The organism is Planctomycetaceae bacterium (assembly GCA_041398785.1).
Taxonomy (GTDB): domain Bacteria; phylum Planctomycetota; class Planctomycetia; order Planctomycetales; family Planctomycetaceae; genus JAWKUA01.
This window is the reverse complement of the sequence record JAWKUA010000011.1, coordinates 177,864-197,216: the sequence shown is the minus strand read 5'-3', so window position 1 is coordinate 197,216 and position 19,353 is coordinate 177,864. Positions and strand designations below refer to the sequence as shown.

Here is a 19,353-nt window from a genome sequence, read left to right as displayed (position 1 = left end):
GACACCTCACTGCGACCGCGCGCGGCGGCGCGGACCGTGTATGGTCTCCGCTGAAGCCGCCTTTACTGACCGGGCCTGCGATTCAGACGCCGTTTCGGTTTTCCGCACCGTTTGTTTCGGAACTCCTGATCATGCAGATTCGAACCGCTGCTTTTCTTGTTCGGTCGCTGAGGCAGGAATCGCGACTCGTCAGTCATCATGTGATGCGGGCAGCACTGGCGGCACTGGTGATCTTTCTGTTCGCGATGGAAGCAATGTCGATGTCGATCCGCACGGGCGGCGGCGGGATTTTTGCGTCGACGGTGCTGTTGTGCGTGTATTGGTTCCTGACGCTTGTCGGAGGCATCTACTTCAGCATGACGATCGTCGAAGAGAAGGAAGAGGAAACTCTGCCGCTGCTGCGAATGACGGGGGCGTCGACGTTTTCGATTCTGATCGGCAAGTCGCTGCCCCGGCTGGCGGTGGCGATCCTGTTTCTGCTGGTCATCGCTCCGTTTCTGCTGCTGGCAATCACTCTGGGCGGCGTGCTGCCGTTCGGACTGACGTCGGCCATTCTGGGTGTGCTGGTGTATTCGGTCATGCTGTGCCAGTTGGGCGTCTTCGCCAGCGTTGTCGCTCGCGACGCACCCCGCGCGTTTTCGCTGACCGTCATTCTGTGGATGCTGCTGGAGTTCTCCGGCACGTGGGCGTGGCTGCTGGCGGAAATGATCCGCGCTCTGGGGGGACTGACGTACAACACGGACGTTGTCAGCTACCTGCAAAGCCATACCTGGTCGGACAACTGGGGAACGATGCTTTGTGCGTGGTCGCACCTCAGGCTGGCGAATCTGTCGGAATGGCTGGCAGCGCGCACGATGATCGGCAACCTGAGTTCGATGCTGACGGCGTTCGAAAGTACGGAGATCTGGCACGATCAGATGACGTTTCAGCTTTGTGCTGCCGTGTTCTTCTTCCTGATGAGCTGGGTGACATTTGATTTCTTCACCGGCCGCGCCGTCGGTGAAGGAGCTGCTGCGGCCGCGCCGCAACGGTCGAAGTCCGCCCGACGGTCGCCGCGCCGAGTCCAGGGACAGGCACTGGCATGGAAGTCGTGGCAATATCAAACCGGCGGCCGGTTGTGGTTCCTGATGCGTCTGGTCGGTTACCCGCTGCTGCTGCTGGTCCTTTACACAGGCATCATCATTGCGGTCGACGAACAGTTTGACGCCGAAGGTCTGGGCATCACATGGATCTACGGCGGATTCATCATGATCATCGTCAACACGGCCCGGCTACTGGGGATGGTGCTTAACAGTGAAGTCTACGGCAAGACTCTGAATTCGCTGTTGATGCTGCCGAAGTCGAGTTCCGAAGTGCTGTGGCCCATGATTCTGGGTCTGTTCCCCGCGCTGCTGGCGGCGACATCGGCCTTCTTTCTGGGCCTGTTTGTCGTCGCACTGGACAACATTGGAAACTGGAACGACGTCGGCGAGATGCTCGGCGAACCCTGGTTCTACATGTTTTTCGTGTGGGTGCTGACAACGGCACACGTGGGCTTGCTGCTGAGCGTCTACACTCGCTACGGCGGCATGATGATCGCCATCGCTGTGATGTGGATCGTGACGCCAATGGTCTTCTTTTCAATGATCGGTGTGCTGGCGGCGGTGACGAGTGCAGGCTCCTGGTTCGGCGATTTCCTGGAGAAGGTGGTGCCGCTGCTGCTGATACCCGCTTCGCTGACCGCATGTGTCGTGATTGAGCACCTGATTGCCCGCCGCGTTGAGGCGCTCGGAGCACAGTCGTGACGCAGCGCGGGTTGGCCGGGTGGAACAGCGCCGGCAGGTCAGGCACGGCTGCGTTCGTCCTGATGGTCCTGGCGTTTGTGTCCGTCTCCGCCCGATGCGGCGTGAAGGCCGAAGAACCTGACAGCCCTGCTCTGGCTGAGTTCCTGAGACGCTTCGATCCGATCACGGAACGCGGTTACGTGAAGACGCTGCGGCCGGGATCAACCGGCGTCGGTTACACGCTGGAGTCGCTGCTGCGGATTGAAGAAAACAACTCCCCGGCGGGCGATCTGCTGGGAATGGAAATCAAGGCCTATCGTGACGACGAACAAAGGTTCGACGATCACGAGAAGATGAACCTGTTTCTGAAGGAGCCGGAATGGCTTGACGAAATGTCGTCCGCCGAACGGATCCGAGCCTACGGTTACGTCGACAACAACGGACGCCTGGCGTGGTACCAGTCAGTAACCTCACGGCCAAACGACGCCGGCTTGCGTCTGGCGGTCGACAAAGTCCATTCGCGTGTGGTGCTGCAGCGCGAAGATCGCGACATCGCTTTCTGGACGTTCGACGTTCTGCAGCAGCGTCTGCAGGAAAAGCATTCCGAAGCGGTATTCGTGGCCGCAGCGACTCGCGGCAAGGGTGCCGACGAAGAATTCCACTACCGCGCCGTGACCTACTGCGCGCGTCCGGCGGTTGATCGCCTGCTGTCACTGATCGACGAAGGCGATGTGATTCTGGAACTTCGAATGCACATCAGGCCCACCGGCGGAGCCCGCAATCACGGAACGGCCTTCCGGGTCCGCAAGCACCGCCTTGTGGATCTGTTCGCCTTTCAACAGCGATGCCGGCCGATCGACGGAAGAAAACCGGGAAACGGAGAATAGAGAATGGGAGCGGACCGGAATCCGCGTGCTCCATTCTCCGATCCTCCGTCCCTCCGTCGTGATCCTAGTAGTCCCAATTGACACCCACGTTGAACGTGTTCTGATAGAAGCTCGTACGACTCGGGTTGACCGTCGGGAACAGGCCCTGCCGCGGATTGGAGATCCAGACAATCGACTTGTTCGGGTCAGCAATCTCGCCGAGCCAGGTGAACGTCCATCCCAGTCGCAGCTTGGCATGCTCCAGTTGCTGCATGTCTCGCAGAACGGGAACGTTCGAAAACAGACTCAGTTCCGCGTTCAGCGACTGTTCGAACATCGGAGACAGATGTGACTTCGAAGTGCTGTCCCGGAACGCGTTCAATGTCGGACCGTCCAGAGTGGTCGTGTCGAACATGTCCTGCAGAATCGTGTTTCCCGTGATCGGATCAATGACAGTGGTGACGGTATCACCGATGTTGTCACCCGCCAGGTTCAGTCTTTCACGGTTGAAGAAAGCACCAACGCGAGTGGCTCCGGTGAGATCCAGTCCGAACTTGTCACCCAGGTTGTATTCCACACCGATTTCCGGACCGTACAAATCGGTCCGAACCGTGCTGTTGATGAATGAGCGGATCAGAATCTGAGCGGACGGGTTGTTCTGAACAAAGTTGAGTGCTCCGCCGCCTTCGTCAACCTCGTCGATGAAGGCATCGCCGTCGTCATCAATACCGTTCTGCAGCACAGATCGCGTATAGAACAGACCGGAATTGGCACCTCGGAAGAAGAAGCCTTCGTCGATTCTCATGTAGCGACCGCCGACCGTTGGCCGCATCAGAATCCCGGCGAGTTCCTTACCGGCCCCAAAGCTGAAGTGTCCGCCGCCGCCCCAGGTCTGCACACTGCGGGCCAGTACGAAGTCCAGGTCGAAGATTTGTTGAATACCGTCCGGGTCACGCAGCAGCGTCGCGGTATTGGGGTCCGTGATCGGTCCGACACCGTTCTGCATATTGATCGATGGCAGCACCAGCAGCGTACGGTTGAGAAAGTCAAACGTTGTTCCGTACGGGCCGTCGCCACCGGCGAACCCGCCAAAGGTTTCGACGTCCAGGATGTCGAATACCCGTCGTCCCAGGATGATGTCTTCGACAATCCGGCGTTCTTCAAAGTTTCGAACCAGCGGAGGAATCGCCGATCCGTTCGCAACTCCCTGCGACGCGGACAGGACAATCGCGTCAAGGCTGTTGAAGCGTTGTTCGTCCTTGATTCGCCGGGCGTCAAACGTAGTCGTGCCGGACGGGTTCCAGTTTGCGTTCCAGGAGAATCCCCAGTCGTTGTCGTTTTCAAATCCGCCGCTGATCCGGATTCCGTTCACACCCAGACGAGGCAGCCGGTCTACCTGAATCGGATCATGGACGTCGTAGAACAGCGTGTCCGGGAAGTTGCCGGGGGCGTCGTCGGGCAGGCTCACGTAGTCGAACGGCGTGACCGTCGGATCGCCGAACTCGCTGTGATCGGTGCGATACAGCGTTCGTACATAATCGATGTTGAAGAAGTAGGAATTCGGACCGCCGGGAGTAATCCCCGGACGTGTCCTGCGGAACCACAGGCCATCGGAGTTGAAGTGCTGTTCGAAGGCGTGATCGAACGGAGAAATGTACGGATGAGACAGAAACGAGGGCGGCAATCCCTGAGTCGGAGTGGCGCTGTAGGCCTGTGGTCCACCGGCCATAAATGCCGGAGCACCATAGGATTGGTAGCCCATCATGTCCTGACCGAACGCCGTTGTCGCCGTGAAGGCACAGGCCATCGCCATCAGCGTCGCCAGACGCCGGCCGCGACGCAACCCGGCAGTCACCGCGGCACTGCGTTCAAACGCTTTCCGTCGGAACAGCCGAACGCTCGCCAGTGCCCGCTGCACGAGGCTTGACGTATCGCTGGCCTCCTGCCCGGACACCCGGATTTCCGGTCGAAACGGCCGGATCCTCGTTGGAAGACGGTGCCAAATCCGCATTGATCTACCCTTCACAAGCCACAGTTTTGACTGGCTTTTCAACCGCTCATGACTCGCACACTCTGCTCAGACCTCGCTTGCCGCGAGGAAAACAATGTCTGCGGCTGCCCTGAGCCGTAGACCGCTCGATCCGTCTGCCAATACGCAAAGGCAGACCGATCGTGTTGAGACGGTCCTGTGGGTAGTATCGGTCAGGTAATTTGTGAAACTGTAGGGATTGTTCGGGTGGTGCCGCTTTTTCGACCTTCGCTGCTCCGGATCGTGCCGGAGCCGGGGCGCTGTCGATACGCGGGCACGCGATGTCGCCGGGAATTCGATCGTTCGGCAAGCGCTTTCTGCGGGCACAGACAGCGCAATTCGACTTCGCTGCGGAAGCTCACTGGTCGCGACTGTGGCAATGGGCCGGAAAACCCGCCGACATCAGAAAATCGGTCCGGGAACCCACGGGCAGAATTCTTCATCGCCGATTCCCTGCTGTTCGCTCAGCGTGCGTTCGCCACTGGCGGTGGCCACGATGCTTTCGAAGATCTGCCGGCCGACTTCTTCGACACTGGTTCCGTCCAGGATGACGCCCGCGTTGATATCCATGTCGCCCCGCATTCTGTCGAACATCGGGGTGTTGGTGGCCACTTTGATCGTCGGCGAAGGCTTGCAGCCGAAACAACTGCCCCGCCCGGTCGTAAACACAACGAGTTGAGCACCGCTGGCGACTTTTCCCGTGATGGAAGCCGGGTCGAATCCCGGGCTGTCCATAATCACGAAGCCCTTCGTCGTGATGGGCTCGGCATACCGGAAGACTCCCATCAGCGGTGACGTCCCGCCCTTCGCAATCGCGCCGAGCGACTTTTCGAAGATCGTGGTCAGCCCGCCGTTCTTGTTGCCGACGGACGGATTGCTGTCGATGGATGCGTCGTGACGGCGAGCGTAGTCCTCCCACCAGTGAATTCGTTCCAGCAGTGCCTCGCCGATTTCGCGAGTCGCCGCTCGGCGAGTCAGCAGGTGTTCCGCTCCGTAGATTTCCGTGGTTTCGGACAACACAGCGGTGCCGCCGTGAGCCACCAGCATGTCGGCAGCGACTCCAACGGCAGGATTCGCCGTTATGCCGCTGTTGCCGTCACTGCCGCCGCATTCCAGAGCCACCATGAGTTCCGACAGCGGAATCGGTTCGCGACGAACATTGTTCGCGTCCGGCAGCAGGTCGCGCAGAATTCCGACGGCATGATCAACCGTCTTGCGCACGCCGCCCACTTCCTGAATGTTCAGCACCATCGGCCGATCGGCAACCGCTGCCGAACCGCCGCGTCCAAGCTGAACCAGATGATGCTCCCGTTCCAGGTGAGTCGCCTGAGCGGTTTCGCATCCCAGTCCCAGCACCAGGCATGCGGCGATGTTGGGATGTTCGGCAAATCCGGCCAGAGTTCGGTTCAACTGCCGATGATCTTCGCTGTCGAATGCCATCGCGCAGCCGCCCTTGTGGACCAGCGGCACCACGCCGTCAATATTCGGAAACGCGGTCAGATCCGTAGCGGCCAGTTCACGGGCCACATAGCGAGCCGTCGTCGCGGAACAGTTGACGGTGCTGATCAGAGCGATGTAGTTGCGAGTTCCCGCCTTTCCGTTGGCTCGCCGAAAACCCTGGAATGACCGCGCCTGATCGGGAGCGGCGGCGTGACGAATCTGAGTGGCGAATTCGTAGTCCAGACCCGGTTTCGTCGCGCTGACGTTGTGGACGTGGACCCAGTCTCCCGGCGAGATATCCGACGACGCATACCCGATCGTCTGGCCGAATTTCCGGATCGGTGCCCCTTCCGAAATGTGCTGCACGGCGACCTTGTGGCCCTGCGGAATATCCTGCTGAACACTGAACAGGTTCCCACCGGTCGTCAGCGACATGTTTCGAGACAGAATCGTGCGTGCGACAGCGGTGTTGTCGTCCGGATGCAATTGAAGAACGTGTGAATCTTCCTGTGTTGGCAAGGCAGCAGCTTTCGTGAGCGGGATGTGGAGCCTTCGGCGACTGACGTTTTTTCGCAACGCGCCGGAAGCCCCGGTGCGAATTCCGTGACCGATTCTGTCGATGCGAAGGCGGAATTCGCGATTTGGGAATGTTACAATAGCCGGTTCCGCAGGATTCACCATTGAAGATCACAGCGACGCGGCGGTATCGTCAAAATCCGGCCCCAGTCCCGCATGTCGCAGGACTGCTGCCGCACTGTCTCCTGAAGCACAGGCCTGTGATACATGTCCGATTCCGCAAACAAGTTCGCGGCGTGGATTCGCCGAAACGGTCTCATCAGCCTGCTGGCCGTGGCCCATTTGCCGTACCTTTACGCGTACTACACAGAGCTGTGGTCGAAGTCACATTATCAGTTCTTTCCGTTCGCCCTTGCGGGCTTTGCGTGGCTGGCGATCAGCCGCGCGGACGGTCCTGCCGGTCGACACAGGATCATTCGTTATCTGCTGATCAATCTGGATGTGTGCCTGATCGCCGCCGCTGTGCTGCTGCAGTCGCCGTGGTTTATGGCGGCGGGAGCAATTCTTCTGGCGTTCGCCGTGTGCGTGACGACTCGCGACCGAGACTTCAATATCTCGCTGGGATATCTGATCCTGCTGCCGCTGCTGACGCTTCGTCCGCCGCTGAATTATGACATCCGGCTGATTCAATGGCTGCAAAAGGCGACGACGGTGGTGGCCAGCAAGCTGCTGCACCATTTCCAATACCTGCACCTTCGCGAAGGGAATGTGCTGAGCATGCCCGGCAAGAGGCTGCTGGTCGAAGATGCCTGCAGCGGCGTGCAGTCGCTGTTTACCGTGCTGTTCCTGGCTGCCGTGATTCTGTGCATCAACCGTCGCAAGCCGATGCATTCCCTCATCATTCTGGGCAGTGGAGCCATGTTTGCCGGCGTGATGAACGTGCTGCGAGTCACTTCGATCGCCGTGGCATGGCAGGATTACCAGTTCGACCTTTCGGGCGGCTGGCAACATGATCTGATCGGTTATGCGGCCCTGTTGGTCGCGGCAGGACTGGTCTACAGCGGCGACGCATTCCTGAGCTTCTTCACGGATCCGGTTCCGGACCTGGGTGCAAGCGGCCTGTCAGCAATGTTCGTCAATCCGTTCACCCGGATGTGGAATCGGGTTTTTGGTGTCCTTCCCCGCCTCGACAGCCGCCAGACAACGTGAAAATACGCGCAACAGCAATCGGCCGGGTCGTCAGTGATGTCGCTGATTCGCTCGGTTCATTCGTGATGGAAGACTCAGCCGGGATTCACACGGCCGGCGGCTGAACCAGCCTGGCGGCTTTTCAATTGATGATGCGGCCTGGGATTTCCCTTCCGCCCCGGTCATTACTGGTTCCGAAGATTGGTTTTCTGAACAAGAGAACGCACCGCCATGTCGGACGACAAAACGAAGCCACCCGTCGCAGATTCCAGGAACACCGTGGTGACCCCGGATGATCCGAATTTCGATCCGCGCGAACGTCCCGGAATCGCGGATCTGATGCGGCCGTCGTACGTCGTCCGCTGGATCTGGGAATTCACGGAAGCCTGGTTCGTTTCACGGGCCTACGGCCGGCTGTTGATCGGTCTACCGTTTCTGCTGGTCGCTGTCGGTGGCAGCAGCTACGTCTGGTGGCTTCGGCGAGCTTCGCAGACGGAAACAATTCAGGCATATGAAATTGCGGCCGACGATGCCATCAAAGACGGTCGCGACGAAGATGCTCAGTTGTACCTGCGAAGTCTGGTCCAGCAGCGTCCCCACGAAGAACGCTATCGATTTCGGCTGGCAATGTTCCTGATTGAAGAACACCAGACCGAACTGGCGGCCGCTCAGATCGAAAGCATGACGCCGCTGGACAAAAGCGGCTACGTTCCCGCACGCGTCTGGCTGGCCTCACAGGCGACCGCGGAAAAACCGGTTCTGAACGTCACGACCGAACTGGCGCTGGCTCAACTTCACAAGGCCATCAGCGAAAAGCCGGACAGCGTGAACGCCCATCAGTTGCTGGCCGAAATCTACCTTCGCCAGAATCAACTGCGTCAGGCCGAGCAGCATCTGCTGCAGATCGTCGACGCGCGCCCGGAAGCAGCGCTGCTGCTGGCTCGCGTGCAGCGGCAGATCGGTCGCAGCGATGAACAGATCGACACGCACATTCAGTCCGCCCGGGAACGCTTCGAGCAGCGCGTGATTCAAAATCCGCGAGACGACGCGGCGCGAATCGGCTGGTCGGAAGTGCTGGCACTGGCGAACCGCGACAATGAAGCGCAGGCCGTTCTGCTGGAAGGACTGCAGCAGAACGCCTCGCCGGCCCTGCAGCGCGGCCTGGCATCCTTCTACGTCCAGCTTTCCACCAAGCGGCTGCGGGAATCGATGCTGAATCGCGATTCCTGCGCCGACCTGCTGTCCAAGGCGACTCAGCTTCAGCCGGACAACAAACCCGCTGTGGTCGCGCTGCTGCAACTGGCCGCCGCCGGGGCAACCGTCAGCGCCGAAGTGCTGAAGCCGGCGGTTGACGTCTGGAAGGAGAAAATCGCACAGTCCGGTGACGCGACTGCCCTGGGAGACGAACTGATCTACATTCAGCTGCTTGCATCCTCCGGAATCACCGATGAAGCGATCGTGCGTCTGGAGTCGCTCACGGAAAAAAATCCGGACCTGCGCCTGATGCTCGCCAGGCTTTACCGCGCCGCCGGGCGCACTGATGCGTCGGAAGAGCTGCTGGAAACGCTGCTTGCCGAACAGCGTCAGCAGTTGACGGAATCTTACGAGGCCCGGACCGCCGCTCTGCACGGAGAAACGCTGCTGGTCGCCGGAAGGCTCGAAGACGCGCGATCGTTCCTGGTTTCGGAGCTTGAGAAATTCGAACAGGGCAGCGCCGAAGCAGCCGTTTTGAACGCGCTGGCCGGACGCGTGTTCATTGCGCTCTACGATCAGCGAAATTCGGCCGAAGACAGCGCAGACGATGACTCGCTCGTGGCACTGCTGAAGGAAGCTCTGGAGACACGTGTCGTCAGCGGACTTGTCCTGGAACGGCTGGCGCGTCTCAGCAGTTCGAAACACCCGCTGGCCGCGGACGCCGAAAACATGCTGACGGAACTGCTGGCCGGCGGATCGTCAAACGAACAGGTCTACACGTTTATCGGCACGTGCGCTCTGGAAGCCGGGCAGACAGGCCGCGCGCGACAGTTTCTGGAACGAGCCTACGCGCTGAACAAGCGCAGTCCGATGGTGCTGAACAACCTGTCGCTGGCGCTGGTCCGCGAAAGTCCGGACAACGCCGAACGCGCTCTCGCGCATCTTGACGAAGCGCTCAGCATGCTGCCGGATCACCCCGATGTGCTGTCGACCCGTGCCGAAGTCTACATCGCCGTGGGACGCTGGGAAGAAGCCCGCCACGACCTGGAGACCGCTCTGGCAAAGAAGCAGCAGAGTCGGAATATCCACGAACTGCTGGCCACTGTGTTTGACGCACTGAACGAAACGGAACGAGCCGAACAGCACCGCCGGATTCTGAACGATCTGGACGGCGGGATCTGACCGCTGCGCTACTTTCGGCTGAAACTCATACGTTCCGCCAGCCAGCTTCCCAGCACGGTCTGCAGCGGGTCCGTTGTCAGCAGTCGTCGATGATCGATGCCGTTGTTGCCGCAAAGCCGCTTCAGGCCCTCGGAAAACTCTCCGTATTGGCGAAGGTACTCCCTGCGCAACCTCGCAGGATCGACCAGCAGCCGGTGGTTCGCCACCTCCAGATTGCGGAACTGCGTCGGGCGCTCAAACGGAAATTCCTCTTCTTCCGGAGCCACGATCCGGAAGATGATGATCTCATGCTTCGCGTGCCGGCATCGCAGCAGTGCCGTTTCCAGAGCTTGCAGCGAATCAAGACAGTCGCTGATCAGAATCAACAGACTGCGCCGCCGAAACGTGGGCAACAGGCGGTCGATCACGCCGGCCAGGCTGGTGTCTGCGCCGGGCTGCGTCGTTTCCAGAATGTGCAGCATCCGCCGCAGAGTGTCGCGACTGCCCGACGGCTTCAACTGTTCGCGAATTCCGGAATCGAATGTCACCATCCCGACCGAATCGCGCTGGCCAATCAGCAACCACGCCAGCGATGCCGCCAGCAGTCGGGCGTAGTCAAACTTGCTGAGCGTGCTGCCGGCATAGTTCATGCTGCCGCTGGCATCCACCAGCAGGTGAGCACGCAGGTTGGTTTCGTCTTCGAACTCCTTGATGTAGTAGCGGCCTGTCTTTCCGTACGCGCGCCAGTCGATGTGGCGAAGTTCATCGCCGGGGTAGTAGTCGCGGTGTTCGACGAACTCGACGCTCGACCCCTTAAACGGACTGCGGTGCCGCCCGATCATCAGTCCCTCCACAAGCTGACGCGCAACCAGTTCCAGCTTCCCGAACTTCGCAAGTTCGGTCGGATTCGAAGGCAGCGTCCTGTTGGTTCCCATGGACATCGCGACACATTCCCGGCGCGGGCAGCGGACATTGGAAGGCAGCAGGCATGCATCGTTGCCGAATGAACGGCCAAAGACCAGGCAGATCGATTCACTTCGGCAAGCCTAAATCACAGGAACCCGTCATGCCCTCACCGGCTGCATTCGAGAAATCGGGTGGCGGAAACCCAGTGCGCCTCGCGTTCCGTCATTCCCGCGCAGGCGGGAACCCAGGCCGTTCGCGTTCCGTCATTCCCGCAGGCGGGAACCCAGGGCGCCGTTCGTTCCGTCATTCCCGCGCAGGCGAGAACCCAGACAGTGATCGGGCGGGTTCCCGCTGGCGATCACGCCGCCTGCGCGGGAATGACGCGTGGGGATCGGGCAGCGCGGCTTTCGGTCGTGGAACAATCATGCGATCCTTCGGTCGGCAATCGTGTCAATGATCGCGGAGAGAATCATGAACGCCAGACAACTCGAAAAGCTGGGAATTCCGAAGTACTGCTCAAAGTACGCCATCGCCGCTGTGCAGGAACTTGTGAAACAGAAGCAGCACTCTTCCGCGGAGATCAAGGACCGGCTGCGTCAGGTGGCGGAATCGCCGCAGTTGTTCGTCGGGGATCCGGTGATGGATGCGCTGGCAAAGGAACTGCTGAGCGACGCCACGGAGCCTGTCGGCGAACCGATCACGTACCGCACGTGGGGATCCGACATTGACCCGGCCGCTCACCGACAGATGGAGGATGCCTGCCATGTTCCTTCAGCGGTCGGCGCCGCTCTGATGCCGGATGCTCACGTCGGCTACGGGCTGCCGATCGGCGGAGTTCTGGGGCTGGACAACGCCGTGATTCCGTATGCGGTCGGAGTCGACATTGCCTGCCGCATGAAACTGTCGGTGCTGGACATTCCCGTTCGGGCCATGACGGCACAGTTCGACCATTTCCGCAACGCTCTGGAGAACGGAACACGATTCGGCGTCGGCAGCGTTCACGAAAAACCGCAGGACCATCAGGTGCTCGATCAGGACTGGACGGTGACGCGGATCACGAAGGACAACAAGTCAAAGGCTCGTCAGCAACTGGGAACGTCCGGTTCCGGAAATCACTTCGTCGAATTCGGAGTCTTCACCCTGAGCGAACCGGCGGCCGACCTGCCGCTGGAACCCGGTCAGTACGTCGCGCTGCTGAGCCACAGCGGAAGTCGCGGAACGGGCGCTTCGGTGTGTTCCTTTTATTCCGACATCGCTCGCCGACAGCTTCACCGACGGCATCAGTCGCTGGGCTACCTGGCATGGCTGGATATGGACAGCCAGGAAGGTCAGGAATACTGGGCCGCGATGAATCTGATGGGCGACTACGCCGCCGCGAACCACGATGTGATCCATCGGCTGGTCTCGAAGCTGCTCGGAGCACGCGTGATCACGGACATCGAAAACCACCACAACTTCGCGTGGAAGGAGCATCACAGCGGCCGGGACATGATTGTTCATCGCAAGGGAGCGACACCGGCGGCCGAAGGTGTGCTGGGCGTGATCCCGGGATCGATGGCCGATCCGGCGTTTGTCGTCCGCGGAAAGGGGAACTGCGAAAGCCTGAGTTCGGCGTCACACGGAGCCGGCCGGCAGATGTCTCGCCGCCAGGCAAAGGACAAGTTCAACTTCGCTGCCATCAAGCGCACTCTGGCGAAGCGCGGCGTGACGGTACTTTCGGCAGGCGCTGACGAAGTCCCCGGCGTCTACAAGAACATCGAACAGGTCATGGCCGAACAGTCCGATCTGGTCGACGTGATCGCCCGCTTCGATCCGAAAATCGTCAGGATGTGCGGCGACGGCAGCCGCGCGGAGGACTGACGCGAAACGATGACGCAGGGGAATCCGGGAAGAACGTCCGGCTTCGTTTCAGCCAGGCTTCGTTTCGGTTCCCTGTTCTCAGTTGTGGTTCGTTCAGCCATCGTGGTCGTGACGGAAACGGACCTGCAGAGCTCCCAGCATCTTCGTGATGCGTTCTTCCTTCTGATTGATGAAGAACACATTTTCCAGCACGATCGCGCGGCGTTCCTGGCTGGGATGCAGAATCAGCCGTCCGGATCGAAGCAGCAGGTATTCGAAGACGTCGTTGATTTCCTTGTCGATTCGCAGATTGGGAGCGGAGAACCGTTCCATGTCGCTCAGCACGCCGTGATGGTGCAGCAGTTCGTTGCCCCGGACTTCCCAGAAGTCGAAGCGTCGGCTGACCATCACGCAGCCGTACAGGAACATCATGATCAGAAAGTAGATCGTGTAGAACGCGGCGTTGGTCTTGGGAGTGATCCGGGCGATGATCCCTCCGATCGATGGAATCAGGTCCGGATTCAGCCGAAACAGCGTCCACAGTCCGATCAGCGCCGCAACGACCGCAAAGAACCAGGTCAGCGACGTGGTTCGCGGGAAGTCGAAGGAAATCACCACCAGGTTGATCGCCAGCACCGCCAGAAAGATGCGAGCGGGAATTACGGCGTAGTCCGCGGCGGGATCGTTGCCTTTCGCAAGCATAAAGATCATGCCGAACAGGGCCGCCAGCACTGTCGGATACAGAAACACGATTTTCGGATACGACACCAGAAAGACCCGTTCGGGACCGCCCTGCGGCGAATCGTCACCGGCAGCCTTCCGGTCGGCACTGGCCGAAACAGAGTCCGCCGTTCGTTCCTGGTTATTTTCGTCAGTCATCGGTTTCTTCCTGTATCGGGAAACATCCGTCCGGTGGTCGTCGAAGCGCGTCCTGCGGGAGACTCTAACGGGCCGGCGATTCGGCTTCCAGGCTGGCAGCGTCATTCGACCGCTGGTCCTTCGGAGCGTCCCGCCAACCGTCAGCACGGATTTTTGCTGAACCGAAGAAGGTTATCGATCGCCAGGCTGTCCCTGTCGTTGAACGGCCTTCACAGTGACAACGCAGCAGTCATTCGTTCGGATCACGACAATCCTGGCGGCATTGCTATCATTCGCGTCGACCGAACCAGGCGTTCCTCCGCCGGGTGAGCATGCCCTGTCAACAGCGGCTCAATCACCCGATCCGCCGTTCACCGCCGGGAGACTGAAACCGTCATGCGCATCGCCATTGCCTCCGATCACGCGGGTTTCGAATACAAGGAACGCCTGCGGGCTTTCCTGTCCCGTGCCGGGCACGACGTTACGGATTTCGGAACGAACTCCCCGGAGCCGGTGGACTATCCGATCTTCATTCGACCCGCCGCGGAAGCCGTCGGAGCCGGAAAGTTCGATCGCGGAATCGTGATCGGCGGCAGCGGAAACGGCGAGGCCATCGTGGCGAACCGGGTTCGCGGCGTACGCTGCACGTTGTGCTGGAACCAGCAGTCGGCGATCTGGGGACGGCAACACAACAACGGCAACGTCCTGGCACTCGGTCAGCGGCTCGTCAGCTATGACGAAGCGGAAGGCATCGTGCAGACGTGGCTGACAACCGAATTCGAAGGCGGACGTCACCTGCGCCGAATTCAGCAGATTGATGAAATCGCGCCGATGTCGTAGCCGCCATGCAGCCCGGTCAACCGGAAAGCGGACAGCTCACGGCGCGCGGCCGTTCTGCGGCGCCGACCCGCGCAGCAGCAGGCCGGACAGCGCGGCGGGGCGAATTCGGCGAAGTTCCAGCACGACCACCGATCGGCCGATCATCGAAATGGGTTTGCCGCCTGGCAGCTTCCTGGTATCGCCCTTCCAGCGCTCCGTGTTCAGGATTTGCCGCCAGTATTCGTTTCGTTCAACGCGCGGCAGAACGAATTCGATCTCGCGGTGCGTCGAGTTGAACAGCAGCGCCAAAGTGCTGCCGGAGATCGTTCGGCCGCGGTCATCCTGTTCGTCCGGCATCCTGCCGCTGAGCCGGACGCCCAGAACATTGCCGCCCGGCGAGTGCCAGTCGGAATCCTGCATCTGCCGACCGCAACTGGTAAACCACATGATGTCAGTGGTGTCCGCGCCGCGAATCTGTCGCCCCTGAAAAAACCGGCGCCGGCGCAGGACCGGCATCCGGTGCCTGAGCCGGATCAGTTCCGACACAAACTGCAGCAGGCTCGTCTGCCACTCTTCCAGATTCCAGTTCAGCCAGTTCAGGTCGTTATCCTGACAATAGGTGTTGTTGTTCCCGCGCTGCGTGTGCCCCATTTCGTCGCCGCAGCGGATCATGGGAACACCCTGCGAAAACATCAGTGTTGTCAGCATGTTGCGAATCTGGCGGTGCCTCAACTGCACAACGTCGGTGTTGTTGGTCGGACCTTCATCGCCGCAGTTCCAGCTCAGGTTGTGATTGTCGCCATCCTGATTTCCGTGAGGATTCCGTTCGTTGTGCTTGTGGTTGTAGCTGACCAGATCATGCAGACAGAATCCGTCGTGCGATGCCACATAGTTGATGCTGGCATAGGGCTTGCGACCGCTGTGTTCGTAAAGATCGCTGCTTCCGCAAAGCCGCGTCGCGAATTCGGAAACGGTGTTGCCGTCTCCCTTCCAGAACTGCCGGATGGTGTCGCGATACTTGCCGTTCCATTCCGTCCACAGGATCGGAAAATTGCCGACCTGGTATCCGCCTTCGCCCAGATCCCACGGCTCCGCGATCAGCTTGACCTGCGACAGAATCGGGTCCTGATGAATAATGTCGAAGAAGGCTCCCAGCCGATCGACCGCGTGCAGCTCGCGCGCCAGCGTGCTGGCCAGGTCGAATCGGAAACCGTCGACATGCATTTCCGTCACCCAGTATCGAAGGCTGTCCATGATCAACTGCAGCACGTGGGGACACAGCATGTTCAGCGTATTGCCGCAGCCGGTATAGTCCATGTAATAACGGCCGTTGTTCGGCAGCAGTCGATAGTACGACGCGTTGTCGATACCTCGCAGCGACAGCGTCGGTCCCAGATGATTGCCCTCTCCGGTGTGGTTGTAGACGACGTCGAGAATCACTTCGAAGCCCGCCCGGTGAAGGCGTCGCACCATCCACTTGAACTCCGCCGCGGAACGGGCGGCGTCCGACGCCGCGTAGCGCGATTCGGGAGCAAAGAACGACAGCGTGTTGTAGCCCCAGTAATTGGACAGCCCCGCGTCGACCAGATGACGGTCATCGACATGGTGATGCACGGGCATCAGTTCGATGGCGGTGACACCCAGCTTTCGAAAATGCCGAATGGCCGCCGGTGACGCCAGGCCGGCAAACGTGCCTCTTAAATGTGCAGGCACGTCGGGATGCCGCATGGTGAATCCCTTGACGTGAGTTTCATAGATCACCGTTTCATGCCAGGGCGTGCGCGGAGGACGGTCGCGACCCCAGGCAAATGCCGGTTTGACAACCACGGCCAGAGGAGCGCTATCGGCGTTGTTGCGGGTATCAAACGACAGATCCTGCGTTTCGTCGCCGATCGTGTAGCCAAACATGGAGTCTGACCAGCGAATTCGCCGCCCGATCGCCCTGGCATACGGGTCCAGCAGCACTTTGTTCTGGTTGAAACGATGCCCGCGCCGCGGATCATAGGGCCCGTGGACTCGAAAACCGTACAACTGGCCGGGGCGAATATCCGGCAGAAAACAGTGCCACACCAGGTCCGTCTGTTCGCGAAGGGGCACACAGTACGTTTCTTCGCGGCTGTCGACGGAATCGAACAGGCACAGTTCCACGCGAGTCGCGTTTGCCGAAAACAGCGCGAAGTTGACCCCGCGACCTTCCCAGGTGGCTCCCAGCGGATAAGGTCGTCCGGGCCAGACACGGACCCTGGCTCGATGGCTCCTTAACATCAACTCCGTTCCCGTCTGTATCTCGCGATGTCGTGCTCCGCCCGTCATTCGCGCGACAGGGGCAATCCGGCGTCCGTCCGTCGCTTCACGTATATCGATCAGACCGTGCAGACGGAATGCCGAGATCCCGTTTCAGCTTTGTGAACCTGGAAACGTCTCGAATCAGAGACTGGTTTCCGGGGAAAGATCACCGACCACGCGTCAGACAAATTCGCATCCGGTCAGGATCTGCATTTCGAAAGTAGATTTCCCGATGCCGAGTTCCGGCGACAAGTACCCGACAACAAACGCAAGATCCGGACACAGAAACAGGTCTGCGCGTCGAATGACACTGCTGCTGGCAATGCCGCTGACCGTGCTGGCCGGCCTGGTGTTGATCTTCGTCTGGACACCCGCGCTGAATGCCGATGAACGTCGGCTGGTGGGAACCTGGACCTACCAGGAAGACCCCGGTCACATGGTCCTCGACTTTCGACCTGACGGAACGATGCTCTACGACCACGACCCCTTCGACGGCAGGCCGGCCTTCACACGATGGTGGATTGAAGATGGCGTGCTGTACGGCGAATACTCCTCACGGAACGCTCTCAGGACATTCGCCGTCAGGCACATCCTGCGGGCCACCTACACGACAGATTCCAATCCGATTCATTTCCTTGAGGATGGCACGGTCCGGATAACAACGTCCGATGGCACTCAACGAATCCTGATCCCGTGGCACGGCGAACAGGCCCAGCGGCTGAAACGGGCCAGATAAGAGCGCCATGCCGGACGGGCGATGGCTGCCGTTCATCGCGGGAGTAAGAAGAGCGAAAAGTATCGGGTCCGCCGCGGCCAGATTACCAAACAGGCGATGGCTGATGTTCATGGCGGAATGCTTCAACGATTCGGCTGGCAGTGTTGTCCCGACTGGACGTTCCAGAGTCCGGCCAGGGATGCAGGATGCGGAGAATTCAGGCAACACGCAGGTGGAAACTGGCGCTGACCTGGATTTTGCATCGCACTAGAATCGCTCTCGGGAACCTGAAGTGCGCGCCTGCAAAGTCAGCCATCGGTTGAATCCGTTCGCGTATTGGCCCATCGATTCTCATCAGGTTCTCATCGCGAAACCGTACCATTCTCGCTTCAACGCTCCGCCAATCCTCTGAAAGACAGTCTTTTGGTGGCGATGGGTCACAAAACCAAAGCACTCCGCGGATTCTGCCGCGCCGCTGTGATCGCGGTCATGCTTGGCGTTTCCGCTGCGCACGGGCAATTGCCCGGCACGGCAGATTATCGCACGTCATTCCCGACGGTCAGCAGCCGGCAGAATCTGCCGGTTGTCGGGGGACATGCCGGGCCGACGCAATCCTATTCTCAAACGTCGTTCGAACAGCTCTTCGCTCCCGAACAGCCTGGTTTCGCCGCTCAACTGAACAGCGGACTTCCTCCCGGCGACCATGTCCTGCCGGACGGATTGCTGTACCGGTCCTACATCGCCGCTCCGCATGAACCGCGTTTTGCAACAGTAGCGCTCTACGACTACGGCGCGAAGTCGTGGCGATGGGACGCGACCATCGGCGGGCGAGTCGGTTTGTTTCGCCGCGATCAGCCGGAGTTTCTGAACCTGGATGCATGGCAGATTGATCTGGAAGGGGCCGCACTGCCGAGATTGGATCCGCAAAAGTCCATGGATGTCGAATCCATTGACTATCGCTTCGGACTGCTGTGGACCGGAAAACAGGACAACCTGGCTTTCAAGTTCGGATACTTTCACGTCAGCTCGCACGTCGGGGATGAGTACCAGCTAAAGAACCCGACGTTTGAACGAATCAACTACGTCCGCGAATCACTGATCCTGGGAACGTCGTACTACCCGACTGCTGACTGGCGGCTGTACGGTGAAGCGGCCTTTGCGGTGGAATACGGCGGCGGCGCGAAGCCGTGGCAGTTTCAGGGCGGAGCGGAATACACGCCGCAGGCCAGCGATCCGAAAGCCGGAGCACCCTTCATTGCAGTCAACGCGCATTCGCTGGAGTCAACTACGCGGTCTGACAAAGATTTTGTGACACAGGAACGGCAAATGAAGCATGTTCCGGGGCTGCCGGCGAAATTCACGGCGCAGGTGCCGCCGCGGCTGTCGCAATACGTCAGTACGACTTCGCTGCCTGCGTCCTGGAGTTCTTTGGCGCGGGCAATGGCCATCAGAATGTGCTTGCGCCACAGCGGATAGGCCGCATGGATCACGACTTTTTCCCTGGTCGCGGTCGTGGGCCGGCTGTTGGAGGTTTCCATTCCTTCATTCCTGGTGAACGACTAAGAACCCCTAACAAAACCTGCGAGAGCCGCGACGTTTGTGGTTGGGTTTCAGGCAAGAAGTGAGAAGGAGACGGGACATCCCGTCGACGCCGAGCGCCGCCGCCTGAGACGCAACCACAAACGTCCCGAAGGGTTGTGACGACAGCAGCCGATCTGCGGCGTCATCACTCCTCGACGACATTTGTCGCCTCGTCATTCTTCCTTGCATCTC

Annotated in this window: 13 protein-coding genes; 8 read left to right on the top strand and 5 right to left on the bottom strand. The window is 59.9% G+C overall.

Going from position 1 to position 19,353, the window contains the following annotated elements; genetic code table 11:
• Window positions 1-131: 131 nt before the first annotated feature.
• Both R3C19_14740 and R3C19_14735 read left to right on the top strand, forming a co-directional pair.
• Window positions 132-1,784, top strand: a complete 1,653-nt coding sequence (locus R3C19_14740; GenBank protein MEZ6061601.1) for an ABC transporter permease — start codon at window positions 132-134, stop codon at window positions 1,782-1,784.
• Window positions 1,781-2,650, top strand: a complete 870-nt coding sequence (locus tag R3C19_14735) for an MvaI/BcnI family restriction endonuclease (protein ID MEZ6061600.1) — start codon at window positions 1,781-1,783, stop codon at window positions 2,648-2,650. Before R3C19_14740 ends, R3C19_14735 begins: the two co-directional genes overlap by 4 nt.
• Before the next feature lie 64 nt (window positions 2,651-2,714).
• On the opposite strand, the gene R3C19_14730 is transcribed toward R3C19_14735, so the two are convergent.
• Both R3C19_14730 and R3C19_14725 read right to left on the bottom strand, forming a co-directional pair.
• Entirely contained in the window at window positions 2,715-4,583 is a 1,869-nt protein-coding gene (locus R3C19_14730; GenBank protein MEZ6061599.1) for a hypothetical protein, read from the bottom strand.
• A gap of 477 nt (window positions 4,584-5,060) precedes the next feature.
• Window positions 5,061-6,617 (bottom strand): altronate dehydratase family protein, encoded by a 1,557-nt coding sequence (locus R3C19_14725; protein MEZ6061598.1) that lies wholly within the window; start codon window positions 6,615-6,617, stop codon window positions 5,061-5,063.
• Between the two features lie 264 nt (window positions 6,618-6,881).
• On the opposite strand from R3C19_14725, the gene R3C19_14720 reads away from it, so the two are divergent.
• Window positions 6,882-7,823, top strand: a complete 942-nt coding sequence (locus tag R3C19_14720; protein ID MEZ6061597.1) for an exosortase/archaeosortase family protein — start codon at window positions 6,882-6,884, stop codon at window positions 7,821-7,823.
• Between the two features lie 210 nt (window positions 7,824-8,033).
• Window positions 8,034-10,178, top strand: coding sequence for a tetratricopeptide repeat protein (locus R3C19_14715; protein MEZ6061596.1), 2,145 nt, complete (start codon window positions 8,034-8,036; stop codon window positions 10,176-10,178).
• Window positions 10,179-10,186: 8 nt separating this feature from the next.
• On the opposite strand, the gene R3C19_14710 is transcribed toward R3C19_14715, so the two are convergent.
• A complete protein-coding gene (locus R3C19_14710) occupies window positions 10,187-11,098 on the bottom strand; it encodes a DUF58 domain-containing protein (protein ID MEZ6061595.1) in 912 nt (303 codons plus the stop codon).
• 436 nt (window positions 11,099-11,534) lie between these two features.
• Here R3C19_14710 and R3C19_14705 point away from each other — a divergent pair, with 436 nt between their 5' ends.
• Window positions 11,535-12,923 (top strand): RtcB family protein, encoded by a 1,389-nt coding sequence (locus R3C19_14705; protein ID MEZ6061594.1) that lies wholly within the window; start codon window positions 11,535-11,537, stop codon window positions 12,921-12,923.
• A gap of 93 nt (window positions 12,924-13,016) precedes the next feature.
• Here the strand turns inward: R3C19_14705 and R3C19_14700 are convergent, their stop codons facing one another.
• Complete coding sequence (locus tag R3C19_14700) at window positions 13,017-13,781, bottom strand: hypothetical protein (GenBank protein ID MEZ6061593.1); 765 nt, start codon at window positions 13,779-13,781, stop codon at window positions 13,017-13,019.
• A 375-nt stretch (window positions 13,782-14,156) separates the two neighbouring features.
• On the opposite strand from R3C19_14700, the gene rpiB reads away from it, so the two are divergent.
• Window positions 14,157-14,600 carry a ribose 5-phosphate isomerase B gene (gene rpiB, locus R3C19_14695; GenBank protein ID MEZ6061592.1) on the top strand — a complete coding sequence of 148 codons (444 nt, stop codon included), beginning with the start codon at window positions 14,157-14,159 and terminating at the stop codon, window positions 14,598-14,600.
• Window positions 14,601-14,636: 36 nt separating this feature from the next.
• On the opposite strand, the gene glgX is transcribed toward rpiB, so the two are convergent.
• On the bottom strand, window positions 14,637-16,844 hold the full coding sequence (gene glgX, locus R3C19_14690; protein ID MEZ6061591.1) for a glycogen debranching protein GlgX: 2,208 nt from the start codon (window positions 16,842-16,844) through the stop codon (window positions 14,637-14,639).
• Between the two features lie 325 nt (window positions 16,845-17,169).
• Here glgX and R3C19_14685 point away from each other — a divergent pair, with 325 nt between their 5' ends.
• Both R3C19_14685 and R3C19_14680 read left to right on the top strand, forming a co-directional pair.
• On the top strand, window positions 17,170-17,601 hold the full coding sequence (locus R3C19_14685; protein MEZ6061590.1) for a hypothetical protein: 432 nt from the start codon (window positions 17,170-17,172) through the stop codon (window positions 17,599-17,601).
• Window positions 17,602-18,012: 411 nt separating this feature from the next.
• Window positions 18,013-19,056, top strand: a complete 1,044-nt coding sequence (locus R3C19_14680; protein ID MEZ6061589.1) for a DUF1207 domain-containing protein — start codon at window positions 18,013-18,015, stop codon at window positions 19,054-19,056.
• Window positions 19,057-19,353 lie beyond the last annotated feature (297 nt).

Bases quoted from the DNA above. Each gene is read 5' to 3' on its own strand.
- R3C19_14680 (MEZ6061589.1), top strand. From the start codon at position 18,013: ATGGGTCACAAAACCAAAGCACTCCGCGGATTCTGCCGCGCCGCTGTG.
- R3C19_14705 (MEZ6061594.1), top strand. From the start codon at position 11,535: ATGAACGCCAGACAACTCGAAAAGCTGGGAATTCCGAAGTACTGCTCA.
- glgX (MEZ6061591.1), bottom strand. From the start codon at position 16,844: ATGTTAAGGAGCCATCGAGCCAGGGTCCGTGTCTGGCCCGGACGACCT.
- rpiB (MEZ6061592.1), top strand. From the start codon at position 14,157: ATGCGCATCGCCATTGCCTCCGATCACGCGGGTTTCGAATACAAGGAA.
- R3C19_14720 (MEZ6061597.1), top strand. From the start codon at position 6,882: ATGTCCGATTCCGCAAACAAGTTCGCGGCGTGGATTCGCCGAAACGGT.
- R3C19_14740 (MEZ6061601.1), top strand. From the start codon at position 132: ATGCAGATTCGAACCGCTGCTTTTCTTGTTCGGTCGCTGAGGCAGGAA.
- R3C19_14715 (MEZ6061596.1), top strand. From the start codon at position 8,034: ATGTCGGACGACAAAACGAAGCCACCCGTCGCAGATTCCAGGAACACC.
- R3C19_14700 (MEZ6061593.1), bottom strand. From the start codon at position 13,781: ATGACTGACGAAAATAACCAGGAACGAACGGCGGACTCTGTTTCGGCC.
- R3C19_14685 (MEZ6061590.1), top strand. From the start codon at position 17,170: ATGACACTGCTGCTGGCAATGCCGCTGACCGTGCTGGCCGGCCTGGTG.
- R3C19_14710 (MEZ6061595.1), bottom strand. From the start codon at position 11,098: ATGTCCATGGGAACCAACAGGACGCTGCCTTCGAATCCGACCGAACTT.